Raw genomic sequence first — 22,053 nt, forward strand, 5'->3', positions numbered from 1 at the left:
CTGGATGCGCGCCGGTCACCTCCTCGGAACACCCCTCAGAAAATCACAGCGGATCGCGGGTTACGCCTTCATCCTGCCGACGTTCGTGCTGTTCCTGGCGTTCGTGCTGTGGCCGATCCTCTACACGGCGTACCTGAGCCTGACCTCGTGGGGCGGGTTCGGGGCGCCGCGGTTCGTGCAGTTCGACAACTACAGCCGGATGCTGCACGATCCGGTGGCCCGCCGGGCGCTGCTCGTCACCCTGGTGCTGACCGGCGTGACGACGGCGGTCCTGACCTTCCTCGGCCTGGTCACGGCGGTGCTGGTGAACGTGATCTGGCCGAAGGTCGGTGTCGTCGTCCGGACCATCCTGTTCATTCCCGGGATCGTGTCGTTCGTGGTGTCGGCGGTGCTCTGGAAGCTGATCTACGACCCGAACATCGGCACACTGAACCGGTTGCTCGGGGCAATCGGTCTGGACGGCCTGCAGCACCCGTGGCTGGCCGACCACAAGACCGTGCTGCCCGCGATCGTCGTGGTGACGGTCTGGGGCGGACTCGGCTTCACCATGCTGATCTACTTCGCCGGGCTGCAGAGCATCGATCCGAACCTGTACGAGGCCGCGGCCATGGACGGGGCCAACACGGTCCAGCAGTTCCGCCACATCACGGTCCCGAGTCTGCGGATCGTGACCGGCCTGATCGTCAGCCTCGGGCTGCTCAACGGGTTCAAGGCGTTCGACGTGATCTTCGTGATGACCGGCGGCGGGCCGAACCACGCCAGCGAAGTACTCGGCACCTATCTCTACTCGCTGGCCTTCGGTACGACGTCCGGCTCGATCCCGCAACTGGGGTACGCCAGCGCGTTCAGCGTGGTGACGATGGTGCTCTGCACGCTCGCGGTGATCGCGCAGCTCTGGCTGACCCGGAGGGCGGACCGATGAGGAAACCGTGGGCCGGAAAATCCTTCGCGACTTTCGTACTGTTTCCGTTCTGTGTCCTGATGGCGTTTCCGTTCGGCTGGATGCTGCTGACGTCGCTGCGGGAGCAGAACACGATCTTCAACGGCCCGATCATCCCGCGGAAGCTCACCGGTACGGCGTACCGGGACGCCTGGACGTCGATCGAGTTCCCGCTGCATTTCTGGAACAGCGTGTGGATCACGTCGGTGACGGTGATCGGCGTACTCGTCTTCGCCACGCTCAGCGGGTACGCGTTCGCGAAGCTGGACTTCCCGTTCCGGAACACGCTTTTCGTCCTCCTGCTGACGACGCTGATGATGCCGTCGACGGCGCTGATCATCCCGCTCTACCTCGAGCTCAAGTCGTTCGGTCTGCTCGACAGTCAGGCCGGTCTACTGGTGCTGTACATCTCCGGATCGGCGCCGTTCGCGATGTTCCTGATGCGGGCGTTCTTCCAGACGCTGCCCGACGAGCTGATCGAGGCGGCCCGGGTCGACGGCGGCAGCGAGCTGACGATCTTCCGGCGGGTGATCCTGCCGCTCACCAGGCCCGGCATCGCGACCGTGGTGATCTTCCAGTTCCTGTCCACCTGGAACGAGTTCCTGATCGCCAACACGGTCCTGCGGAACACCGACTCGCTGCCGCTGCAGCCGGTGCTGTTCACGCTGATGGGCCAGTACTCCACGAACTGGCCGGCGCTCACCGCCGGCCTCACGTTGTCCGTCGTACCGGTCGTGATCGTCTACGTCCGGATGCAGCGGCAGTTCGTCGCCGGGATGATGCTCGGCGCCGTCAAGAATTAGGAGCTTGGATGCCGATCAAGAACGTCGTGGTCAACTGCACCGACGTGCAGCGCTCCGTCGAGTTCTACACCACCTTCCTCGAACTCCGCCCGGTCGGCGAACCGACCGCCGAGCGAGCCGTCCTGGACGCGGTGACCGCGACCGTCGAACTGCGGGCCGTCGGCAACGGCCGCGAGCAGAGCACCTGGTCACCGGACGATCTGCAGAAGGGTTTCCGGCACATCGGCTTCAAGGTGGACCGGATCGACGAGCGGGCCGGTGTCCTCAAGGACGCCGGGGTGGAGTTCAAGCTCGACCCGCTCGATGCCGAGGGCAACGTCCGGATCTGCTTCTTCTACGACCCGGACGGGACGCTGCTCGAGATGATCCAGGGCGACCTGCAGTACGCCGAGATCCTGGACGCGGACGGGGTGGCGCGGGAACGCGCGCTCGGCGTACCGGCCCGCCCGCGGTTCGACCACGTGGCCGTCACGATCGAGGACCGCGACGCCACCGCCGCGCACTACCACGAGCGCCACGGCTTCGACTTCATCGGAACCATCGAGCAGCCGCACGACGTCCGCGGTTTCCACATCGGCTACCTCAAGGGCGGCGACACCGTTCTCGAGGTCTTCACCTACGACGTCCCCAAGACCTCGCGGGACCCGCAACTCGACGTCGCGGGGTTCGCGTACGCCGAACTCGCGGGCGACCCGGCTGACCTGCTCGGCCTGCCGGTCGCGATCTCGCCGGACGGGACGAAGGTCTACGTCGACCCCGACGGGTTCACGTACGCCGTAGGCTCCGGCGCATGACAGACGACACACAGGGCAACTGGCTCCGTCCGCTGGGTTCGACCGGTCTCACCGTCTCCGCCGTCGGCGCCGGCGGCAGCGGGATCGCCGGCATGCCCGCCGTCTTCGGGTACGACGTCACGGCCCAGGAGGCGGTCGACCTGGTCCTGCGCGTGTTCGACAGCCCCCTGACTTGGATCGACACCTCCAACGGGTACGGCGACGGCTCCAGCGAGACCCGGATCGGGCAGGCGATCCGCGAGTACGGCGGACTCCCCGAGGGATTCCTGGTGGTGACGAAGGTCGACGCGAAGGACGGCGACTACTCCGGCGCGCGCGTCCGTGCGAGCGTGGCCGAGAGCAAGGAACGGCTCGGGCTGGACGAACTGCCGCTGGTCCACCTGCACGACCCCGAGGCCCACGACTTCGAGTCGATGCGCGACGCCGTCGATACGCTGATGCAACTGCGCGCCGACGGGGAGATCGGGCACGTCGGCCTGGCCGGCGGCGACACGCGGGAGCTGTCCCGGTACCTGGATCTCGGCGGGTTCGAAGTACTGCTCGTGCACAACCGCTGGAGCCTGGTCGACCACTCGGCCGGCGGCATCTTCCAGCGGGCCCGCGCGGAGGGCATCGCGGTGGTGAACGCGGCGGTCTACGGCGGCGGGATCCTCGCGAACCCGGCCGGCGCGACGAAGTACGCCTACCGCGAGGCGCCGGCCGCGGTCCTGCAGGCCGTGGCGGAGATGGACAAGGCGTGCCAGGAGTACGGCACCGACCTCGCGACGGCCGCGCTCCGGCACTCGATCGACGACCCGGGCATCGCCGGCACCGTCGTCGGCATCAGCAAGCCGGCCCGTGTCGACGCGCTGCTCGCTGCCCAGGATGCGGACCTGCCCGACGAACTGCTTAACCGGTTAGGTAGCCTGCTGCCGGACAGGCAGTACTGGGTCGAGAAGGAGACGACGTGACGAACGGCTTCCCGAGCGGGTTCACCTGGGGCGCGGCGACCGCGTCGTACCAGGTCGAGGGTGCGGTCTCCGCGGACGGTCGCGGCCCGAGTATCTGGGACACGTTCGCCCACACCCCGGGCCGGATCGCGGACGGCACCACCGGCGACGTGGCCGACGAACACTACGTCCGGTTCGCCGACGACGTCCGGCTGCTCGCGGACCTCGGGCTGAACGCGTACCGGTTCTCGATCGCCTGGCCGCGGATCATGCCCGCGGGCCCAGCCAACACCGTCGTTCCTGCTGGGCTCGACTTCTACCGGCGGCTCGCCGAGACGTGCCTGGAGAACGGTGTCACGCCGTACGCGACGCTGTATCACTGGGACCTGCCGCAGCCGCTCGAGGACGCCGGCGGCTGGCTGGTGCGCGACACCGCCGAGCGTTTTCGCGACTACGCCGCCGTCACGCACGACGCCTTGTCGGACGTGATCAAGCACTGGATGACGCTGAACGAGCCGTGGTGCTCGGCGTTCCTCGGGTACGGCAACGGTGAGCACGCACCGGGCCGGACCGAAGGCGCCGACGCCTTGAAGGCGGTGCACCACCTGCTGCTCGGCCACGGTCTGGCGCTCGACGCGATCCGGTCCGAGAGCGGTACGTACGGGATCGCGCTCAACCCGGCGCCGATCCACGCCGCGTCCGACTCCCCCGCCGACCGCGACGCCGCCCGCCGGATCGACGGCCTGCGGAACCGGCTGTTCCTGGAGCCGTTGCTGTCCGGGCAGTACCCGGCGGACGTCCTCGAGGACACCGGGATGTCGGAGTGGTTCGCGGCGCAGGAGGCCGACCTCCCGCTGATCGGGGCGCCGCTCGACTTCATCGGCGTCAACTACTACTGCCCGACCACGGTGGCGGCGCCCGACGGGCCGATCTCGTCGCCGGTCGCTTCCACCCAGCCGGGCAGCGAGAACGTCGTCGCCGTCGACACCGGCCTCCCGCGGACCCAGATGGGGTGGCCGATCCAGGCGACCGGCCTGCGCGACATCCTGGTCACGATCAACAAGCTCGCGCCCGAGTTGCCGTTGTACGTGACCGAGAACGGTTCGGCGTACCCGGACTTCGTGACCGCGGACGGGACGGTCGAGGACGACGAGCGACTCGACTATCTGCAGCAGCACGTCGCCGTCTGCCAGGAGCTGGTCACCGAGGGCTTCCCGCTGAAGGGGTACTTCGCCTGGTCGCTGCTCGACAACTTCGAGTGGGCCTGGGGCTACAGCCGCCGCTTCGGCATCGTGTACGTCGACTACGCGACACAGGCCCGCATCGTGAAGAAGAGCGGCGCCTGGCTGAAGAACTACCTCACGAGCGGTTCTGGTGGGGAGTGAGCTGGCTGTGAAGGACGAGTGAGGCGGCACCCAGAGCCGCCGCACTCGGGCCGAGTTTCGAGAGCTCGACGCGGGTCGGGTGCATGGCGCGGACGAAGGACAGGCGGTTGAGCTCCTGCGTCGCGAGCCGCACATAGATGTCGCCGGTCTCGCTGAACCCGGGGCCGGCGAGGATGATCTGGTCGAGGTCGAGCAGGTTCGTGATCGAGAGCAGCGCCTTCGCCAGGTACGTCGCCGACTCCTCGATCAGCTGCACGCACCGCGGATCACCGCCGGCCGCGAGGCGGGCGATCTTCGCGAAGTCCGCCCGTACCGACGTCTGACGACCGCGCAGACCGAGCTTGTCGGCGAGCGCCGCGTCCTGCTCGGCGCGGGCGACCACTGCGGCCGGGGCGGCCAGGCTTTCCAGGCAGCCCTGCCCGCCGCACCAGCACATCGGGCCGTTCACGTCGAGCACCATGTGGCCGATCTCGCCGACGTTCGACGACGAGCCGCGGTACACATCGCCGTTCGTCATCAGGCCGAGCCCGAAACCGGCCGCCAGGTACACGGTCGCGAAGTCGTTCACCGACGGGATCTTCCCGGCCCAGAACTCGCCGATCGCCGCGCAGGTCGAGTCGTTCTCCACCACGATCGGGTGGTCGATCGCCGCCTTCAGCGTGTCCCGCACCGCGAACGGCTCCCACGCGTACTTCTCGGAGTCCGTCCGCAGCAGCCGCGTCCCGCCCCGGCCCTGCCGGCCGGCCAGCGCGACGCCGACCCCGACCAGCGTGGACGGCTCGATCCCCGCCTTCACGATCAGGTCCTCGAGCTCGGCCGTGATCCGCCGTACCGCGGTCGCCGGAGCATCCTTCCCGATCCCCCGCGACGACAGCTGCTCGATCACCCGGCCGCTCATGTCGGTGACGACGTACGTCGTACTCGGGGTGTCGACCGCGATCCCGACCGCGTGCCGGGCGCGCGGGTTGAACTGCAGCAGCGTGGCGCGTTTCCCGCCGGTCGGGTCGCCGTACCCGGTCTCGATGATCAGGCCGTCGGCGAGCAGGCGTTTGACCACCCGGGAGATCGACGCACCGGTCAGGCCGGAGCGGTCGGCGAGGTCGACGCGGGTCACCGTGCCGCTGGAACGGATCAGGTCGAGGATCGCGCTGTGCGTCTCCTGCGCGGTCGCACCTCTCAGCATCTTCGCCACGTCAGCCCTCCCTCGGAGCGCACTTTAGTACACAACGTAAGGAAGTGGCAGGGGTTGACCTCAATCATTGTTGAGGTTCTAGCGTCTCGGGTGTGAAAGCGATCAGATTGCACACGTTCGGTCCGGCCGGAAACCTGGTGTACGAGGACGTGCCGGACCCCACTCCCGGCAGCGGCACGGTGCTGGTCGAGGTCGAGGCCGCCGGCGTCCACCTCGTCGACACGATGATCCGCGCGGGTACCTCCGGCGGCAGCCCGATCCCGGTCCCGGAACTGCCGACGATCCCCGGGCGCGAAGTCGCGGGCCGGGTCAGCGCGGTCGGCCCCGACGTCGATCCGACGTGGATCGGCAAGCGGGTCGTGGTCCATCTGGGCATGGTGCCAGGCGGGTACGCCGAACGCGCGGTGGCGAAGGTCGAGTCGCTGTACGAGTTGGCCGATCACGTCGACGCGGCGCAGGCGGTCGCCGCGATCGGCACCGGCCGGACGACCGCGGGGATCCTCGGGCAGGCACACCTCACCGCGGACGACGTCGTCCTGGTGACGGCGGCCGCGGGCGGGATCGGCAGCTACCTGATCCAGGCGGCGCAGAACATCGGCGCGGTGGCGATCGGCCTGGCAGGCGGTCCGGAGAAGGTCGAACTGGTGCGCTCGCTCGGAGCTCAGTACGCGATCGACTACCGCGACCCCGACTGGACAACGCGCCTGAGGGCCGAGCTGGGCGACCGCGACATCACAGTGCTCTTCGACGGCGTCGGCGGCACCAACGGCCAGCAGGCCTTCGACCTCCTGGCCACCGGCGGCCGCGCCCTCATGTTCGGCTGGTCAGGCGGCGGCCCCATCGAGTTCACCCACGAAGACCTGATGTCCCGCGGCCTGACCGCCGGCTGGGCCATCGGCGCCAAACTCGCCCGCCACCTCCGAGCCCTGGAATCCGCCGCCCTGGAAGAAGTCACGTCGGGCCGCTGGCAGGCGCTGACCACAACGTTCCCCCTGTCCGACGCCGCCTCCGCCCACCAAGCCCTCGAAACCCGCAACACCACCGGCAAGGTCGTCCTCATTCCGTGAGGGCTCAGCTGCTGCGGGGCGCGTACATGATGACCAGGACACCGAACAGGCAGATGGTGGCGCCGATGAGGTCGTAGCGGTCGGGTTTGAAGCGGTCCACGAGCATGCCCCAGGCGAGGGAGCCGGCGACGAAGACACCGCCGTACGCGGCGAGGATGCGGCCGAAGTTGGGGTCGGGCTGGAAGGTGGCGACGAAGCCGTAGGCGCCTAGGGCAACTATTCCGCCGGCGATCCACAACAGGCCGCGATGCTCGCGCCAGCCTTGCCAGATCAGCCACGCTCCCCCGATCTCGGCGAGTGCCGCCAGCAGGAAGAGCACGACCGATTTCAGCACGCTCACGCGAGCAGGCCGTCGAGTACGGCGGTTTGGGTCGGTGGGACTGTGATGCGCAGGTGGAGTTCGGTCGTGCCGGTCAGGGTGAAGGTGAAGAAGGAGCAGCACTCGGTCTCGCGGGCGGTGAGGTCCTCGACCGTCGCCCGGGATTCCGGGTTCAGGGTGAGGTCGAGGGTCTGCGGGTCCACGCGCTCGGAGCGGCGCAGATGCGTGGCGAACAGGTCGTCGAACTCGGCGACGCGGAACGGCCGCTCCGCGGTGGGCAGGGTGCAGGCTTCCGGGGCCCAGGTCTCGTCCATGGTCCGACGGTAAACCTGTACCGGCGTACCGGATGCAACTACTGGCCGTGGGAGGTCAGTGTGAAGGTGACCGCGCCGAAGCTCACCCGGTCGCCGGGACGGACCCGGACCGTGGTGGTGATGCGGAGGTCGTTGACGCAGGTGCCGTTCATCGAGCCCAGGTCGCGGAGCATCCAGCCGTCGCCGAGGTGCCGGAGCTCGGCGTGGAAGCGCGACACGGTGACGTCCCCGAGTCGGAGCGTCGCACCCGGGAAGCGCCCGATCCGGACAGTCGGAGAACCCGGCGCCGGGAGCGCCAACGCCGGCGTAGGGGACGGCGCGGGCGAGAGACGCGGCCTACTCGCCCGCGACGAGCTGGTCCTGCCTCTCGCGAGGCGTGGGAGTCTGGCGCGCAGGTGATGCAGCCAACCGGCACGACGCGGTTCGGTTCGCGGCAGATCGCGGAGTACGTCGGCCAGCTCGCCGCGGCTTTGAGCGCGGAGGACGAAGTTCATCCGGCGGATGAAGGTGTCGTGCGACAGGCGGCCCGAGCCGGCGCCGTCGCGAAGTACGGCGAGCGCACGGTCGCGTTCGGCGTCCGACGGACGCCCCCACTGCACCCCGACCGTACTCATGAGGGCATTGTCCGGGGCAGTCCGGCTCACTGTCCACCACGAGACTGTGACGGTACGTTCCTGGTGACTGTCCGCGCCGTGGGACAGAATGACGGGATGCGACTGCCTGTGATGCCGCCGGTCAAGCCGATGCTCGCCAAGCCGGTCAAGGAGATCCCGTGCGGGGCGCTGTCCTACGAGCCGAAGTGGGACGGCTTCCGGTCGATCATCTTCCGCGACGGCGACGAGGTGGAGATCGGCAGCCGGAACGAGAAGCCGATGACCCGGTACTTCCCCGAGCTGGTCGAGGCGGTGAAGGCGAATCTCCCGGAGCGCTGCGCGATCGACGGCGAGATCATCGTGATCGGCGAGTCCGGCGACCGGCTCGACTTCGAGGTGCTGCAGCAGCGGATCCACCCGGCCGCGAGCCGCGTGAACATGCTGTCCGAGAAGACGCCGGCGCGGTTCGTCGCATTCGACCTGCTGGCGCTCGGTGACGACGACTACACCGAGCGCCCGTTCAGCGAACGCCGTACGGCGCTGATCGACGCGCTCGCAAACGTGAAAGAGCCGATCCACGTCACCCCCGCGACCGCCGATCACGACATAGCCGCGCAGTGGTTCGAGCAGTTCGAGGGCGCCGGCCTGGACGGGCTGATCGCCAAGCCGCTGGACGGGACATACCAACCGGACAAGCGGGTGATGTTCAAGATCAAGCCGGAGCGTACGGCGGACTGCGTGGTGGCGGGCTACCGCCTGCACAAGAGCGGCCCGGACCGGATCGGCTCGCTGCTGCTCGGGCTGTACAACGACGACGGCACGCTCGCGAGTGTCGGCGTGATCGGCGCCTTCCCGATGGAGCGACGCAAGGAGCTGTTCGAGGAGATGCAGCCGCTCGTCACGACGTTCGACGAGCACCCGTGGGCGTGGGCGAAGCAGGAGGAAGGCGTCCGTACGCCGCGCAACGCGGAGGGCAGCCGGTGGCAGGCGGGCAAGGACCTGTCCTTCGTCCCGCTGCGCCCGGAGCGGGTCGTCGAGGTTCGCTACGACCACATGGAAGGCATCCGCTTCCGGCACACTGCGCAGTTCGTCCGCTGGCGCCCGGATCGCACCCCCGAGTCGTGCACGTACGAGCAGTTGGAGGAGCCGATCAAGTTCGACCTGGCCGACGTCTTGTCGAGCGCCCAACGCTGATGCTCTACAGCCTCTACACGCGCCGTCTCAGGCGCCAGCTCGTCGGCCTGCCGAAGCCGCAGCACGTCGCGATCGCGATGGACGGCAACCGGCGCTGGGCGAAGCGCGCCGGGTACGACGACGTACGCATCGGCCATCGCTTCGGCGCCGAGCACCTGGAGCTGTTCCTGCAGTGGTGCGCCGACGCCGGGATCCCGTGTGTCACGGCCTGGGTCGCGTCGCCGAGCAACCTGCGCAAGCGCGACGCGGACCAGGTCGACTACCTGATGAACCTCACCGAGACCGTGCTCGCGGAGCACGTCCGGCGCGACAATCGCTGGCGGCTGCACGTCGCCGGCCAGCTGGATCTGTTGCCGGATTCAACAGCTCGTGCGCTGAAGGAGGCCGTGGAGGAGACGCGCGACCGTCCGGACGCAGGCGATCTGACCATCGCGATCGCCTACAGCGGCCGGCTCGAGGTGCTGGACGCAGTTCGGTCGGTGCTCGACGAGGCGGCCGCGGACGGGCGGTCGATCGAGGAGGTCGCGGACGCGTTGAGCGAGGACGACATCAGTCGGCACCTGTACGTTCCGGGCCTGCCGGACCCGGAACTGGTGATCCGGACCAGCGGCGAACTGCGGATGTCGGACTTCCTGCTGTGGCAGGCGACCGGCTCGGAAATCGAGTTCTGCGACCTCTACTGGCCCGCATTCCGCGAGGTGGACCTGCTCCGCGCGCTCCGAACGTACGGACGCCGGAGACTGGAACGATCCAGTTGAATACTTCCGCCCGCTGAGGGGGCACTATGGAGGTATACCGACTGGTAAGCACGGAGGTGGCACGATGTACGACGTCGTACTGCTCGTCGAACAGGAACTGTCCGAGCCCGACGCGAAACGCGTCGTCGAACTCCATCAGGACATGCCCGATCCGGTCAGGTACCACGTACTGGTGCCCTGCCACAACGCGGAGGCGGGCGTCGAGGCGTCGATCAGCGCCCTCGGGACCGCGGACCTCTACGGGCCGGGCCTGGCCGGTCAGCGCCAGGACCTAGCTGAGGCGCAGAAGGCGATCGACACCGAGGCCAAGGGCTGCAGCGGCCGGAGCGTGCAGCGGCTGCGCGACCTCGGGCAGACCGCCGAGGGCGGGATCTCGCACGACCGTCCGATCGACGCCCTGGTCGCGACCGTGCAGCACGTCCACGGCCAGGAGGTCATCATCCTGACGCGGCCGCACATCGTCGCGGAGTTCTTCCACCTCGACTGGACCAACTCGGCCCGCCGACACCTCGGCGTACCGGTCCTCCACCTCCTGGAACACGACTCACGCCCGGCCGCGACCAAGTAACCAGAATCGGGTCTCTCAGTGCGGGAGTAGGGCCGCGTAGGTGATGCCGCCGGCGAGACTGGCTATCAGGAGGGAGAGGGTGGTGCGGATCGCGCGGTCGCCGGTGCGGCCGTAGTGGCGGCCGTCCTCGGAGTGGTACGCGACCTTGAAGCCGGCGTACCCGGCTGCCAGGACGAGGCCCAGTTTGATCATCAGACACCTGCCGCTGTGCCGGATTCGTTGAACTGCGTGTGGTACAGATCAGCGTACTCGCCGCCGGCGGCCAGTAGCTGCTCGTGTGTGCCGCGCTCCACGATGTTGCCGTGGTCAACCACCAGGATCTGGTCCGCGTTCCGCACCGTCGACAGCCGGTGCGCGATCACCAGCGACGTACGGCCTTCGAGTGCGGTGTCCAGCGCCCGCTGAACGGCGACCTCGGACTCGGAGTCCAGGTGCGCGGTCGCCTCGTCGAGGACGACGACCTTCGGAGCCTTCAGCAACAACCGGGCGATGGCGAGTCGTTGCCGCTCGCCACCGGACAGCCGGTGACCGCGATCGCCGACCACGGTGTCCAGGCCGTCCGGCAACGCTGACACCAGCTCCCAGATCTGCGCGGCCCGGAGCGCCGCGACCAGCTCCTCCTCGGCCGCGCCGGGTTTCGCGTAGGCGAGGTTGGCGCGGATCGTGTCGTGGAACATGTGCGCGTCCTGTGTGACGTACCCGATCGTGTCGTGCAGGGACTGCAAGGTGACGTCGCGAACATCCTGACCGCCGATCCGCACCGCTCCCCCGCTCACGTCGTACAGCCGGGCGACCAGGTTCGTGATGGTCGTCTTGCCGGCTCCGGACGGGCCGACCAGCGCGACCATCTGGCCGGGCCGTACGACGAAACTCACGTCCTCCAGCACCTGGGCCGAGACCCGCTTGTCCAGGACGGCGACCGACTCGAGGCTGGCCAGCGAGACCTGCTCGGCCGTCGGGTACGCGAACGCGACGTGCTCGAACTCGACACTCGCCGCGTCGGCCGGCAGATCCGTCGCGTCCGGGGCGTCCGTGATCATCGGTTCGAGGTCGAGCACCTCGAAGACCCGCTCGAACGACACCAGCGCGGTCATCACGTCGACGCGGACGTTGGACAGCGCGGTCAGCGGACCGTACAGCCTGCCGAGCAGCGCGACGAGCGCGAGCAGCGTGCCGATGGTCAACGTCTCGCGGACGGCCAGGTTGCCGCCCACGCCGTACACCAGGGCCGTGGCCAGCGCCGCCACCAACGTCAGCGCGGTGAAGAACACGCGGCCGAGCATCGCGATCCGGATGCCCAGGTCGCGGACCCGCCCGGCGCGCTCGCCGAAGTCCGCGTTCTCGAGGCGGGGCTGGCCGAACAGGGTGACCAGCAGCGCCCCACCGACGCTGAAGCGCTCGGTCATCGACGTGGACATCTCGGCGTTGAGGTTCATCTGTTCGCGCGTCATCGCGGCCAGCCGGCGGCCGAGGACCCGCGCGGGGATCAGGAAGATCGGCAGCATCAGGATCGCGACCACCGTCAGCTGCCAGCTCAGCACGAGCATCGCGCCGATGACCAGGATCAGGCTGATGACGTTCGAGACGACGCCGGACAGGGTCGAGGTGAAGGCCTGCTGGGCACCGATCACGTCGTTGTTGAGCCGGGAGACCAGCGCGCCGGTCTGGGTCCGGGTGAAGAACGCGACCGGCATCCGCTGGACGTGCGCGAACACCTTCGTCCGCAGGTCGAAGATCAGCCCTTCACCGATCCGCGCCGAGAACCAGCGCTGCACCAGCCCCAGCGCCGCCTCCACGACCGCGAGCAACGCGACCACCAGGGCGAGCGCGGTCACCAGGCCGGCGTTCCCCTTGGAGATCCCGTCGTCGACGATCTTCTTGAACAGCAGCGGCGACGCGATCACCAGCACCGCCGAAACGATCACCAGCAGCAGGAACGCCGTGATGTGCCAGCGGAACGGCCTGGCGAACCGGACGATCCGCCGCAGCGTGCCCTTGGCGAGCTTCTGCTCGAGGACCGACGAGTCCTGGCGCCGCCAGCCCATCGCGCCCATCCCTGGGCGCATCATTCCCGACATCCGGCTCCCTCCCTCTTACCTGCATCTTCTCAACATCCGGAGCCCGGCGACGCTTCCCGCAACTTTTGGTTGCGCATCAGCGCGAGCTGATCTAGAGTCACATGCAACCAAAGGTTGCGAAAGGACGGAAGCGATGACCAGGAGCATCGAGCGGGAGATCCGGGTGCAGGCCAGCCCCGAGGTGGTCTACGAGGTGATCAGCTCGCCCGAGCACCTGCGCGAGTGGTGGCCGGAAGAGGTGGACCTCGACCCGGTGCCCGGCGCGAGCGGGCGGATCACCTTCCGGCGGCCGGAAGGGGACAAGGTCGAGCCGGTGACGGTCGTCGAGGCCGACCCGCCGCGGCGCTTCTCCTTCCGCTGGGGCTACACCGGCGACACCGCCACGCCGGAGAACTCGCTGCTGGTCACGTTCGACGTCATCCCGGCCGACGGCGGCACGCTCCTGCGCTTCGCCGAGACCGGGTACGACGCGGCGTCGAAGCCCGACGAGATGCTCGCCGACCACACCACCGGCTGGGACTACTTCCTTCCCCGCATCCCGCCGTACGCCGGGAAGCTGGCGCAGCGGCCGTGATCGACGACGAGCTCTGGTCGGCGATCGGCGACCCGACCCGGCGGCGGATGCTCGACCTGCTGCTCGCGGACGGCGGCGGCACGGCGACCGGTCTCAGCGACCAGCTGCCCGTCACGCGGCAGGCGGTCGCGAAGCATCTCGGCGTCCTCGACCGGGCCGGCCTGGTGCACTCCACGCCGTCCGGACGGGAACGCCGCTACACCGTGGACGAGAACCGCCTCGCCCACGCCATCAATCAGCTGACCGACGTCACCGACGCCTGGGACCGGCGGCTGCAGCGCATCAAGCGCATCTCCGAGGCAATCGAACAACGAAAGAGGCAACAGCCATGAGCGATATCTTGCACCGGGTCGGCGTCATCGCGTCCCCGAAGGATGTGTACGCCGCACTCACCACGATCGACGGCCTGGCCGGGTGGTGGACCGAGGACACCGTCGGCGACCCGGACGGGGTGATCCAGTTCCGGTTCGCGACGGCTGGTGGCGACGGGTTCGACATGAAGGTCGTCGAGACCAAGCCCGGCGAACTGGTCCACTGGGAGGTCGTCGGCGGCCCGGACGAGTGGATCGGCACCCACGTCACCTTCGAGCTGTCCCAGACCGACGAGTACACGATCGTCCTGTTCAAGCAGGCAGGCTGGCGGGAGCCGGTCGAGTTCATGTACCACTGCAGCACCAAGTGGGCCACGTTCCTGATGAGCCTCAAGCAGTACGTCGAAACCGGCAAGGGCGAGCCCGCGCCACACGACGTACTGGTGAGCAACTGGCACTAACCGGCTGGCCGTCGCAGTCTCGGTTGTACAGGAGCCTCATTTGATGGGTGGACGTCCGAGATGCCGGGTTGGCAACCCAGATACCAGGCACAGACCCACCATCTCAGACGCCCACCCACCAAACGCCCACCCCCACCAAACACCCGGCTGCCTTGCCGGTCTGCCCTCGCTTCACCGAGCGGCGTTGCCCCTAACCCAGCGCGGCGATGAGTTCCTTCAGGCGGCGGGACTGAGCCTCACGCTCGGCCGTCAACTGATCCTCGTAGGTGCGGTCCGCGGCGCCGAGCAGCAAGGCCTTGGTCTCGCGGATCGCACCCGGGAGCGGGCCCAGGACGGCGTCGGTCAGGTCCTTCACCGTCGCCGCCAGTTCCTCGGCGGGTACGACGATGTTGGCCAGCCCGATCTCCTTCGCCTCGGCCGCCTCCACCCACCGGGTCGTCGTACACAGCTCGAGCGCCCGCGAATAGCCGACCAGCTGCACCAGCGGCTGGGTGCCACCGAGGTCGGGCACCAGACCGAGGGCCGGCTCGCGCATGCTGAAGCGGGCGTCCGGGGTCACGACCCGCAGATCACAGGCGAGCGCCAACTGGAACCCGGCGCCGACAGCGTGCCCCTGGACAGCCGCGATGCTGATGATCTCCGGACGCCGCAGCCAGGAGAACCCGGACTGGAACGCGGCGATCAGCTCCAGCAGTTCCGGCTCCGGCTTGGCGCCCAGCGTCAGCAACGGCTCCTGACCGTCGACGGGATCGCCGACCATCAACCGCCGGTCCAGGCCGGCCGAGAACGACGGCCCCTCCCCCGACACGACCACCACGCGGACGTCGGACGGCAGCGCCGTACCGAACTCGGCCAGCGCACTCCACATCGCCGGAGTCTGCGCGTTGCGCACCTCGGGACGATCCAGCACAACCCGGGCCACCGGCCCGTCCACCGTCAACCGCAGACCTGTCATGGCGCGGATATTACCCGGAAGTAATCAGGCGAGCGAGATGAGGTCGGCGTACTCGTTGGTCCAGAGGTCTTCGACGCCGTCGGGGAGCAGGACGACGCGTTCGGGCTCGAGGGCTTCGACGGCGCCCTCGTCGTGGGTGACCAGGACGATCGCGCCGGTGTACGAGCGGATCGCGTTCAGCACCTCGGCGCGGGACGCGGGGTCCAGGTTGTTGGTCGGCTCGTCGAGGAGCAGGACGTTCGCCGCCGACACGACCAGCGTCGCCAGCGCGAGGCGGGTCTTCTCGCCGCCGGACAGCACCTTGGCCGGCTTGTCCGCGTCGTCGCCGGTGAACAGGAACGAGCCGAGCACGCTGCGCGCCTGCGTCTCGTTCAGGTCCGGGGCGGCGGTCTTCATGTTCTCCAGGACCGTCCGGTTCACGTCCAGGGTCTCGTGCTCCTGGGCGTAGTACCCGAGCTTGAGGCCGTGGCCGTCGACCACTTCACCCGTGTCGGCCTTCTCGATCCCGCCGAGGATCCGCAGCAGTGTGGTCTTCCCGGCGCCGTTCAGGCCGAGTACGACGACCCGCGAGCCCTTGTCGATCGCCAGGTCGACGTCGGTGAAGATCTCCAGCGAGCCGTACGACTTCGACAGCTCCCGCGCCATCAGCGGCGTCTTCCCGCAGGCCGCCGGCGTCGGGAAGGAGATCTTCGCGACGCGGTCCTGCTTGCGCTCGTCCTCGAGCGACGACATCAACCGCTCGGCCCGCCGCAGCATCTGCTGCGCCGCGGCCGCCTTGGTCGCCTTGGCGCGCATCTTGTTCGCCTGGTCGACCAGCTGGGTCGCCTTCTTCTCCGCGTTCGCCCGCTCGCGCTTGCGGCGGCGTTCGTCGGTCTCCCGCTGCAGCAGGTACGCCTTCCAGCCGACGTTGTAGACGTCGATCTCGGCCCGGTTCGCATCCAGGTGGAAGACCCGGGTGACAGTGTCCTGCAGCAGGTTCACGTCGTGGCTGATCATGATCACGCCACCGGCGTACGACTTCAGGAAGTCGCGCAGCCAGATGATCGAGTCGGCGTCCAGGTGGTTCGTCGGCTCGTCGAGCAGCAGCGTCTCGGCCTGTGCGAACAGGATCCGGGCCAGCTCGACCCGGCGGCGCTGACCACCGGACAGCGTCGACAGCGGCTGGCCGAGGACACGGTCCGGGAGACCCAGGTTCGCGGCGATGCGGGCCGCCTCGGACTCGGCGGCGTACCCACCGGCGGCGTGCAACTCCGCCTCGGCCCGCTCGTAGCGGCGCATGCCCTTCGCGCGGGTCTTCTCGTCCGCACTGGCCATCGACTTCTCGGCGGAGCGCAACCGGCGTACGACGTCGTCCAGGCCGCGCGCGGACAGGATCCGGTCCCGGGCCAGTACGTCGAGATCGCCCGTGCGCGGGTCCTGCGGCAGGTAGCCGATCTCGCCCGAGGACGTCACGGAACCGCTGGCCGGCAGCCCCTCACCGGCGAGGATCTTGGTCAGCGTCGTCTTGCCGGCGCCGTTGCGGCCGACCAGCCCGACCTTGTCGCCGGGGCCGACCCGGAACGAGGCGGGCGCGAGCAGCTGACGGGCACCGACGCGCACCTCGAGATTGGAAACGGTGATCATCGGGGGTCGCAGGCGTCCTTACGCTGGGATACGGGGCTGAGCTCCGGGCGGGCAGGGCAGTGTCGTGGCGGCGTCGCGGCAGTGTCGCGGCACGCCGAAATCCCCCGCTCTCAGGACTAGTGTAGGTGGCGTGAAATTCAATCCGGATGCGGATCTCGACACCAGCGGTGTCGAGGACACCCGCGGTAGTGGTGGCGGACGCGGCGGTGGCCTCCCCGGCGGGATGATCCCGGTCGGCGGCGGCATCGGCGGCATCATCCTGCTCGTCGTGATCCTGCTGCTGACCGGTGGCCTGCCAGGCGGAGGTGGCAGCGAGGAACCGGCGGTGCGGAACACGGCGGCGGGCAATCTCGACTCCTGCAAGAAGGGCACCGACCTGCAGTCGAACTCGGACTGCCGGTTCGTGTTCTACCAGAACTCGATCGAGAGCTTCTGGGCCGCGGAGCTCCCCCGGCGCGGCAAGAAGTACACCCGGGCGCCGATGCGGGTGTTCGAAGGCTCGGTGAACACCGGCTGCGGCCCGGCGACCAGCGCGGTCGGCCCGTTCTACTGCCCGCCGGACAAGCGGGTGTACCTGGACATCGGGTTCTTCCGGACGCTGCAGAACGACCTGGGCGCCCGCGGCGGCGAGTTCGCCGAGGCGTACGTCGTGGCGCACGAGTACGGCCACCACATCCAGAACCTGTACGGCATCCTCGACCGGATCAAGACCCGCAGCGGTCCGGCGTCGGACTCGGTCCGCTCCGAACTCCAGGCCGACTGCCTGGCCGGGATCTGGACCAACCACGCGACCACGGTCCCGAACTCGAGCGGCCAGCCGCTCATCACCGAGCTCAGCGAGGACGACATCGCCCGCGGCCTGGACGCCGCCGCCTCGGTCGGCGACGACCGCATCCAGTCGAAGACCCAGGGCCAGGTCACCCCCGAAAGCTTCAGCCACGGCACCGCCGAACAACGCATGCGCTGGTTCACCAAGGGCATGGACTCCGGCGACATGACCACCTGCGACACCTGGTCCGCCCAAACCCTCTGACGGCCTGCCCTCTCAGCTGGAGGGTTGCCCCCTCAGATTCTCAATGGGCAACCCTCCAACTCGGGGGCTGCCCACTGAGTTGGAGGGTTGTCGGGGAAGGGCGTCAGGCGACCTGGGCGGGGCGGTGGTAGCCGGGGAGGAGTTCGTCGACGAGGGCGTCGGTTTCGGGTTCGGGGCCGCGGGGGGCGCCGTGTTTGGTGAGGGCGGCGTACATCTGGCCGGCCACGTTGGTGACGTCCGCGGTGGTGCCGAAGTGGGCGGCCAGGCGGAGGGTGGCGCGCCACAGTTCCTCCGAGGCCGGCGAGAAGCTGAGGCCGGTCTGGAGGGCGGTGCGGGCCAGGTTGCCGTCGTTGTGGCTGAGGGACGCCTCGGCGAGCCGCAGTGCGGCGTCGACGACGGCCTCCGCCATCCGGCGCTCGATCCCGGACGCGGCGAGCCACGAGTAGCGGCCGCCGGGCAGGTTCGACCAGGCCGGGCCGTGGACCAGGCTCAGCGCCGTCGACAGCGGGACCCGCGGGTCATCGATCATCGTCGCCTGCTTCGCCAGCGTGCGGAACACGTCCCAGTCGACCCGCACGACGCTGCGGTTCAGCATCCAGCGGCCCGACTCGTCGGCGTACATGGCGTCCACGCCGACCCAGCGGCGGGTGTGCTCCAGCGCGGCGTCGCGCAGCTCCTCGCTGATGCCGCGCGGCCAGATCGCCCCGGCGAGCACGTTCGGGTGTACGCCGTAGTCCTGGCTGGCCAGGAACGCGATGATCTCCGTCGACAGCGTGACCCGGCCGTCGTCGATGACCCCGCGGGCGTCCACCTCGACCGGGCCGAGCAGGTCGACCTCCACCGGCGCGGGCCGGCTCAGGTCGGTGGTGGAGAACTCGTACGCCGGCATGTCCTGCTCCGACCGGCGCTTGTCGCGGGCGTCCGTCTCGGCCGCGTCGAACAGCGCGACCAGGTCGGCGAACTGCTCCGGGTTGACGCTGTGCGCGTCCACCTCGAGGCCGAGCAGCCGGCAGACGGCCTGGCGCTTCTCGTCCACGACGAAGCGCCACGGCGAGTTCATGACGTCGCCGACCACGACCACCGAGATGCTGCGCTTGGTGTCCGCGGCCAGCCGGTTCAGCTGGTCCTGCTCCTCCGGCGACGGCGGCGCGGACACGAAGATGATCTCCGGACCCCACAGCGCCGCGTCGGGATGCGTCATCCGGGCCTCCGCCACGGAGCCGGCGTTCCGCCGCTGGCAGCCCTGCAGCTGCGCCTCGGTCCGGTGTTCGACCCCGGCGATCGCGTCGTCGAGGCGGATCCAGTAGCTCAGCCGCGCCGGCGCGAGCGACGACAGGTCGTCGCCGAACCCGACCATGCTGATGTGCGCGCCCTCGGACCACAGGTTCGTCGCCAGCTCGACCGCGAGCGAACCCACCACGTCGCGGGACGCGTTGTTCACGCCGCCGAACGCGACGATCCCGTTCGCGGTGTCGAGGTCGATCAGCACCGTTGCACCGTCGGCGTTCTGGCCGACCGTCACCAGCGTCGGGTACGGCGCCGGCGCGTTGACCTCACTGCTCGGGCCATACCCGCGGCGCAGCGTCCACCGGGTGCCCTCGGCAATCGCCTGCCACGGACCGGGAGGCTCGGGCTGCACGCCGTACGGGTCGAGAACCAGCGTGAGCGACCGGTCGGTCACCAGGGCTGCGACGACCTTTGGCATCGGCCGCTGCAGTTGCGTCATGTCGGCGCCCAGCTTGCGCAGCGAGTTGTCCACGAACTGCGCGGTCGGAACGTCCGACGCCAGCCGCAAACCGATCTCGGTCTGCCGGTGGCCGGCCGCCTTCGGGCCCGGGCCCTGCGCCCAGCCGCGGCGCCGCTTCAGCGCCAACGCCAGACCGGCCGCGAGCAGCGTCGCACCGAAGCCGAAGATCCCGGCGTCCTTCAGGCTGATCCCGCCGTCGTCGGCCGCGACCGGAGTCACCTCCGGCACCTGGGTACCGCCGCCGGCCGGCTCGCCGTGCTCGCGACCGGTCCCCGGCTCGTGCGGCTCGACGGTGACGTTCGGCTGCCCCGGCTTGACGTTCTTCGCGCCCGGGTCGCTCTTCGTGGTACCGATCCCGACCGACGAAGGCTTCTCGATGCCCTGCTCGGAGTAACGCCCCGGGCCGACCGGCTTCTGCTCGGGCGTCGTCCGGGTCTCGGTCTTGTTCTCGACCTGGGTCTTCGGCTTGGCCGGAAGCGTCTTCGTGCTGACCGGCTTGGCGGTGGTCTTCTTCGTAGTCGTGGGGTCGCCGATGCTCACCCGGACCGTGTGCACACCCGGGCCCTTCGCGTCGGCAGGCAGCCGCACCTGCCAGCCCGGCAGGATCAGGTCCGGGTTGGTCAGCCGGCGGCCGTCGGGCTGCAGCTTGTTCTTGTTGAGGTCGTAGATCTCCTTGTACCGGCGACCCTCACCGAGGTACCGCTCCGCGATGTCCCACAGGCAGTCGTAGTTCCGGCCCGACGGCGGACGCACCTCCGTGTACTTGACGACCTGACCCTTGTGGTCGTTGTTCGTCCGTACGCCGACACTCGTCTTCGACTGCTGGTGGCTGCCGCTGAGCACCGTGCTGGCTTTTTCGGTCTGTCGGAACGACGACGTCGAGGACTCGTGCTGCACGCTCACCGAGGTCGGAGCGGCCGGGCCGCCCGTCGTGACCGCGCTCGCGACCGGCAGGCTGACACCCGCACCCGCGGCGATCAGTACGACGGTGCCGATCAGCCGGCGCGCCAGGGCCTGGGAGCCGCCGCCGAGCGGGACGCGTGGGGATAGCCCGTGACCGCGGACCTCGGCGACCGCCTCCGCGATCAGGCAGACGACGAAGTGCAGCCAGGCGAGCCAGATGAAGAACGCGATGATGCCGAGCACCGTCTCGATGCTCAGCTCGCTGAACAGCATGCTCTTGGTGGGCATCGTGTCCGGCCACGGCGTACCGAAGAACCGCAGCAGCACGTACGGCACACCGCCGACGATCGCCAGGATCGCGAGCAGCGCGACGAAGCCCTTCAGCCGGTCCGCGCCCGGACTCCCCGACCGCCGCTGCGGCAACCGCGCCGCCTGCGCCGGCTCATTCGTCCTTACCATCGCTCCTCCATACCCCCACCATCAGCCACCAATGGCCTGAACTTCCTGCACCGGCAGACGCTGCACGGCCGTCACGTTCGCCTTACCGATCGGCTGCCATCCCGTGGCCCTGCCGATCCAGTACGAGACCTCCCACGTGATCGTCAGCTTCACCGTGTACATACCGTCCGGCTGACTCGCACTGGACTTCTTGTAGATGTGCTTGCACGGGTTGACCTGATCGTTCGGATCCTTCGACTGGTCGTACCCGTCCGGGTCGTCCACCGGCGTCACACCCGCGGGGCACTTGAACGGGGGCGTGCCGTCACCGGGGTCGATCGTCAGTTCCACGACCATGCCGCGCATCGTCAGGTTGTGCGTCTGGTCGAAGTACCCGCTGGTCATCTCCTCCGGCGTGTACGTCCCCGTGTCGCTCTTGACCGCCATCGAACTGTCGGGGGTCAGGGTGAAGTAGGCGGGGATGTTCACGCGCGGCGTGTAGGTCGGCATGATCTGTAGCGCCGGCGCGGGGTACGTGCTCTTGAAAGGCCACCAGAACTGGCTCATGTAGTCCGGGAACGGGCACTGGGCGCGCTCCTGGTCGTTGACCGCGACGTACGCCCTCTCCAGGTGGGCCTCAGGGCCGCCGTTGTAGCTGTCGAGCGTGTAGTCGGCGATCGTGATCCGCATGACCCACGTCTTGCCGTCCGGCGCCTGCGGCAGCCTGATCCCCTTCGGGATCTCGAAGTCGCGGCAGGGAACGAACGGCCGGCCGCGCAGTCGCTCGCGCCACGTCGGAGGCGGCTCGCCGCCCGTGTAGGCCATGCCGGAGCTGCAGTACGCACCGAAGCCGACCGAGTTCACATACATGCTGCAGACCTTGTTGCCGGTCTGGATGGTGTCCGCCGACGCCGTGGAGGCGGGAACTGCTGTGAGCAGTGCGAGTACAGCACCTAAGGCGAGCAGTGTGCGGCCTACCCGGTTGTGCATCCTCACTCCCCAGACTCGTCTTCCGGCAGATTATCTTCGACCAGGGGCATCATGCCCGGTACCCAGTACCCCGTCACCTCTTCG

23 protein-coding genes are annotated in these 22,053 nt (G+C 68.9%); 13 read left to right on the forward strand and 10 right to left on the reverse strand.

The window, feature by feature from the left end; all coding sequences use genetic code 11:
* The first annotated feature begins 4 nt into the window (after positions 1 to 4).
* From E0H50_RS24715 to E0H50_RS24735, 5 genes are read left to right on the forward strand one after another with little or no spacing between them, the layout of a single operon-like run.
* The gene (locus E0H50_RS24715) at positions 5 to 922 is read left to right on the forward strand and encodes a carbohydrate ABC transporter permease (protein WP_131292619.1); all 918 of its coding nucleotides are present in this window, start codon (positions 5 to 7) and stop codon (positions 920 to 922) included.
* 59 nt (positions 923 to 981) lie between these two features.
* Positions 982 to 1,743: a carbohydrate ABC transporter permease gene (locus E0H50_RS24720; RefSeq protein WP_165547284.1), complete on the forward strand. Its 762-nt coding sequence runs from the start codon at positions 982 to 984 to the stop codon at positions 1,741 to 1,743.
* An 8-nt stretch (positions 1,744 to 1,751) separates the two neighbouring features.
* A complete protein-coding gene (locus E0H50_RS24725; protein ID WP_131292623.1) occupies positions 1,752 to 2,537 on the forward strand; it encodes a VOC family protein in 786 nt (261 codons plus the stop codon).
* The gene (locus E0H50_RS24730) at positions 2,534 to 3,487 is read left to right on the forward strand and encodes an aldo/keto reductase (protein WP_131292625.1); all 954 of its coding nucleotides are present in this window, start codon (positions 2,534 to 2,536) and stop codon (positions 3,485 to 3,487) included. Before E0H50_RS24725 ends, E0H50_RS24730 begins: the two co-directional genes overlap by 4 nt.
* A complete protein-coding gene (locus E0H50_RS24735; RefSeq protein ID WP_131292627.1) occupies positions 3,484 to 4,851 on the forward strand; it encodes a GH1 family beta-glucosidase in 1,368 nt (455 codons plus the stop codon). Before E0H50_RS24730 ends, E0H50_RS24735 begins: the two co-directional genes overlap by 4 nt.
* Here E0H50_RS24735 and E0H50_RS24740 read toward each other — a convergent pair.
* Entirely contained in the window at positions 4,826 to 6,034 is a 1,209-nt protein-coding gene (locus tag E0H50_RS24740; protein ID WP_131292719.1) for an ROK family transcriptional regulator, read from the reverse strand. The two genes, E0H50_RS24735 and E0H50_RS24740, sit on opposite strands and share 26 nt — an antisense overlap.
* A 101-nt stretch (positions 6,035 to 6,135) precedes the next feature.
* On the opposite strand from E0H50_RS24740, the gene E0H50_RS24745 reads away from it, so the two are divergent.
* Positions 6,136 to 7,110, forward strand: coding sequence for a zinc-binding dehydrogenase (locus tag E0H50_RS24745; RefSeq protein ID WP_131292628.1), 975 nt, complete (start codon positions 6,136 to 6,138; stop codon positions 7,108 to 7,110).
* Positions 7,111 to 7,114: 4 nt separating this feature from the next.
* Here the strand turns inward: E0H50_RS24745 and E0H50_RS24750 are convergent, their stop codons facing one another.
* From E0H50_RS24750 to E0H50_RS24760, 3 genes are read right to left on the reverse strand one after another with little or no spacing between them, the layout of a single operon-like run.
* Positions 7,115 to 7,450: a YnfA family protein gene (locus E0H50_RS24750; protein ID WP_131292629.1), complete on the reverse strand. Its 336-nt coding sequence runs from the start codon at positions 7,448 to 7,450 to the stop codon at positions 7,115 to 7,117.
* Positions 7,447 to 7,743: a hypothetical protein gene (locus E0H50_RS24755; RefSeq protein WP_131292630.1), complete on the reverse strand. Its 297-nt coding sequence runs from the start codon at positions 7,741 to 7,743 to the stop codon at positions 7,447 to 7,449. The genes E0H50_RS24750 and E0H50_RS24755 overlap by 4 nt, the downstream gene beginning before the upstream one ends.
* Before the next feature lie 38 nt (positions 7,744 to 7,781).
* Complete coding sequence (locus E0H50_RS24760) at positions 7,782 to 8,357, reverse strand: DUF1707 and FHA domain-containing protein (RefSeq protein ID WP_131292631.1); 576 nt, start codon at positions 8,355 to 8,357, stop codon at positions 7,782 to 7,784.
* A 96-nt stretch (positions 8,358 to 8,453) separates the two neighbouring features.
* Between E0H50_RS24760 and E0H50_RS24765 the strand changes: the two genes are divergently transcribed.
* The 3 genes from E0H50_RS24765 (at position 8,454) to E0H50_RS24775 (ending at position 10,856) form a co-directional block, all read left to right on the forward strand.
* Positions 8,454 to 9,530, forward strand: coding sequence for an ATP-dependent DNA ligase (locus E0H50_RS24765; RefSeq protein ID WP_131292632.1), 1,077 nt, complete (start codon positions 8,454 to 8,456; stop codon positions 9,528 to 9,530).
* Complete coding sequence (uppS, locus tag E0H50_RS24770) at positions 9,530 to 10,288, forward strand: polyprenyl diphosphate synthase (protein WP_131292633.1); 759 nt, start codon at positions 9,530 to 9,532, stop codon at positions 10,286 to 10,288. Before E0H50_RS24765 ends, uppS begins: the two co-directional genes overlap by 1 nt.
* Positions 10,289 to 10,352: 64 nt before the next feature.
* On the forward strand, positions 10,353 to 10,856 hold the full coding sequence (locus E0H50_RS24775; protein WP_131292634.1) for a hypothetical protein: 504 nt from the start codon (positions 10,353 to 10,355) through the stop codon (positions 10,854 to 10,856).
* 15 nt (positions 10,857 to 10,871) lie between these two features.
* On the opposite strand, the gene E0H50_RS43100 is transcribed toward E0H50_RS24775, so the two are convergent.
* Both E0H50_RS43100 and E0H50_RS24780 read right to left on the reverse strand, forming a co-directional pair.
* A complete protein-coding gene (locus tag E0H50_RS43100) occupies positions 10,872 to 11,048 on the reverse strand; it encodes a hypothetical protein (protein WP_165547285.1) in 177 nt (58 codons plus the stop codon).
* The gene (locus tag E0H50_RS24780) at positions 11,048 to 12,934 is read right to left on the reverse strand and encodes an ABC transporter ATP-binding protein (RefSeq protein WP_202868311.1); all 1,887 of its coding nucleotides are present in this window, start codon (positions 12,932 to 12,934) and stop codon (positions 11,048 to 11,050) included. Before E0H50_RS24780 ends, E0H50_RS43100 begins: the two co-directional genes overlap by 1 nt.
* Before the next feature lie 133 nt (positions 12,935 to 13,067).
* On the opposite strand from E0H50_RS24780, the gene E0H50_RS24785 reads away from it, so the two are divergent.
* Genes E0H50_RS24785 through E0H50_RS24795 form a run of 3 tightly spaced genes read left to right on the forward strand, consistent with a single transcriptional unit; the run spans position 13,068 to position 14,280 of the window.
* On the forward strand, positions 13,068 to 13,508 hold the full coding sequence (locus E0H50_RS24785; RefSeq protein ID WP_131292635.1) for an SRPBCC domain-containing protein: 441 nt from the start codon (positions 13,068 to 13,070) through the stop codon (positions 13,506 to 13,508).
* On the forward strand, positions 13,505 to 13,840 hold the full coding sequence (locus E0H50_RS24790) for an ArsR/SmtB family transcription factor (RefSeq protein WP_238151184.1): 336 nt from the start codon (positions 13,505 to 13,507) through the stop codon (positions 13,838 to 13,840). Before E0H50_RS24785 ends, E0H50_RS24790 begins: the two co-directional genes overlap by 4 nt.
* Positions 13,837 to 14,280, forward strand: coding sequence for an SRPBCC family protein (locus E0H50_RS24795; protein WP_131292636.1), 444 nt, complete (start codon positions 13,837 to 13,839; stop codon positions 14,278 to 14,280). Before E0H50_RS24790 ends, E0H50_RS24795 begins: the two co-directional genes overlap by 4 nt.
* A gap of 190 nt (positions 14,281 to 14,470) precedes the next feature.
* Here E0H50_RS24795 and E0H50_RS24800 read toward each other — a convergent pair whose 3' ends face one another.
* Together E0H50_RS24800 and abc-f are read right to left on the reverse strand one after the other, a co-directional pair.
* Positions 14,471 to 15,235 carry an enoyl-CoA hydratase/isomerase family protein gene (locus E0H50_RS24800; RefSeq protein ID WP_131292637.1) on the reverse strand — a complete coding sequence of 255 codons (765 nt, stop codon included), beginning with the start codon at positions 15,233 to 15,235 and terminating at the stop codon, positions 14,471 to 14,473.
* 24 nt (positions 15,236 to 15,259) lie between these two features.
* Positions 15,260 to 16,858, reverse strand: coding sequence for a ribosomal protection-like ABC-F family protein (abc-f, locus tag E0H50_RS24805; protein ID WP_131292638.1), 1,599 nt, complete (start codon positions 16,856 to 16,858; stop codon positions 15,260 to 15,262).
* Positions 16,859 to 16,988: 130 nt separating this feature from the next.
* Here abc-f and ypfJ point away from each other — a divergent pair, with 130 nt between their 5' ends.
* Positions 16,989 to 17,891: a KPN_02809 family neutral zinc metallopeptidase gene (gene ypfJ, locus E0H50_RS24810; RefSeq protein WP_131292639.1), complete on the forward strand. Its 903-nt coding sequence runs from the start codon at positions 16,989 to 16,991 to the stop codon at positions 17,889 to 17,891.
* A gap of 103 nt (positions 17,892 to 17,994) precedes the next feature.
* Here the strand turns inward: ypfJ and E0H50_RS24815 are convergent, their stop codons facing one another.
* Together E0H50_RS24815 and E0H50_RS24820 are read right to left on the reverse strand one after the other, a co-directional pair.
* A complete protein-coding gene (locus tag E0H50_RS24815; RefSeq protein ID WP_131292640.1) occupies positions 17,995 to 21,000 on the reverse strand; it encodes an AfsR/SARP family transcriptional regulator in 3,006 nt (1,001 codons plus the stop codon).
* Positions 21,001 to 21,021: 21 nt separating this feature from the next.
* Positions 21,022 to 21,969, reverse strand: coding sequence for a hypothetical protein (locus tag E0H50_RS24820; RefSeq protein ID WP_131292641.1), 948 nt, complete (start codon positions 21,967 to 21,969; stop codon positions 21,022 to 21,024).
* Between the last annotated feature and the right edge of the window lie 84 nt (positions 21,970 to 22,053).

Source organism: Kribbella sindirgiensis (assembly GCF_004331435.1).
Lineage (GTDB): Bacteria > Actinomycetota > Actinomycetes > Propionibacteriales > Kribbellaceae > Kribbella > Kribbella sindirgiensis.

Coding starts and splice junctions, on each gene's coding strand:
- E0H50_RS24775 (WP_131292634.1), top strand. CDS start 10,353: ATGTACGACGTCGTACTGCTCGTCGAACAGGAACTGTCCGAGCCCGAC.
- E0H50_RS24780 (WP_202868311.1), bottom strand. CDS start 12,934: ATGTCGGGAATGATGCGCCCAGGGATGGGCGCGATGGGCTGGCGGCGC.
- E0H50_RS24820 (WP_131292641.1), bottom strand. CDS start 21,969: ATGCACAACCGGGTAGGCCGCACACTGCTCGCCTTAGGTGCTGTACTC.
- abc-f (WP_131292638.1), bottom strand. CDS start 16,858: ATGATCACCGTTTCCAATCTCGAGGTGCGCGTCGGTGCCCGTCAGCTG.
- E0H50_RS24815 (WP_131292640.1), bottom strand. CDS start 21,000: ATGGTAAGGACGAATGAGCCGGCGCAGGCGGCGCGGTTGCCGCAGCGG.
- E0H50_RS24760 (WP_131292631.1), bottom strand. CDS start 8,357: ATGAGTACGGTCGGGGTGCAGTGGGGGCGTCCGTCGGACGCCGAACGC.
- E0H50_RS24765 (WP_131292632.1), top strand. CDS start 8,454: ATGCGACTGCCTGTGATGCCGCCGGTCAAGCCGATGCTCGCCAAGCCG.
- E0H50_RS24730 (WP_131292625.1), top strand. CDS start 2,534: ATGACAGACGACACACAGGGCAACTGGCTCCGTCCGCTGGGTTCGACC.
- E0H50_RS24755 (WP_131292630.1), bottom strand. CDS start 7,743: ATGGACGAGACCTGGGCCCCGGAAGCCTGCACCCTGCCCACCGCGGAG.
- E0H50_RS43100 (WP_165547285.1), bottom strand. CDS start 11,048: ATGATCAAACTGGGCCTCGTCCTGGCAGCCGGGTACGCCGGCTTCAAG.
- E0H50_RS24725 (WP_131292623.1), top strand. CDS start 1,752: ATGCCGATCAAGAACGTCGTGGTCAACTGCACCGACGTGCAGCGCTCC.
- E0H50_RS24795 (WP_131292636.1), top strand. CDS start 13,837: ATGAGCGATATCTTGCACCGGGTCGGCGTCATCGCGTCCCCGAAGGAT.
- uppS (WP_131292633.1), top strand. CDS start 9,530: ATGCTCTACAGCCTCTACACGCGCCGTCTCAGGCGCCAGCTCGTCGGC.
- E0H50_RS24720 (WP_165547284.1), top strand. CDS start 982: ATGGCGTTTCCGTTCGGCTGGATGCTGCTGACGTCGCTGCGGGAGCAG.
- E0H50_RS24715 (WP_131292619.1), top strand. CDS start 5: ATGCGCGCCGGTCACCTCCTCGGAACACCCCTCAGAAAATCACAGCGG.
- E0H50_RS24740 (WP_131292719.1), bottom strand. CDS start 6,034: ATGCTGAGAGGTGCGACCGCGCAGGAGACGCACAGCGCGATCCTCGAC.
- E0H50_RS24785 (WP_131292635.1), top strand. CDS start 13,068: ATGACCAGGAGCATCGAGCGGGAGATCCGGGTGCAGGCCAGCCCCGAG.
- E0H50_RS24800 (WP_131292637.1), bottom strand. CDS start 15,235: ATGACAGGTCTGCGGTTGACGGTGGACGGGCCGGTGGCCCGGGTTGTG.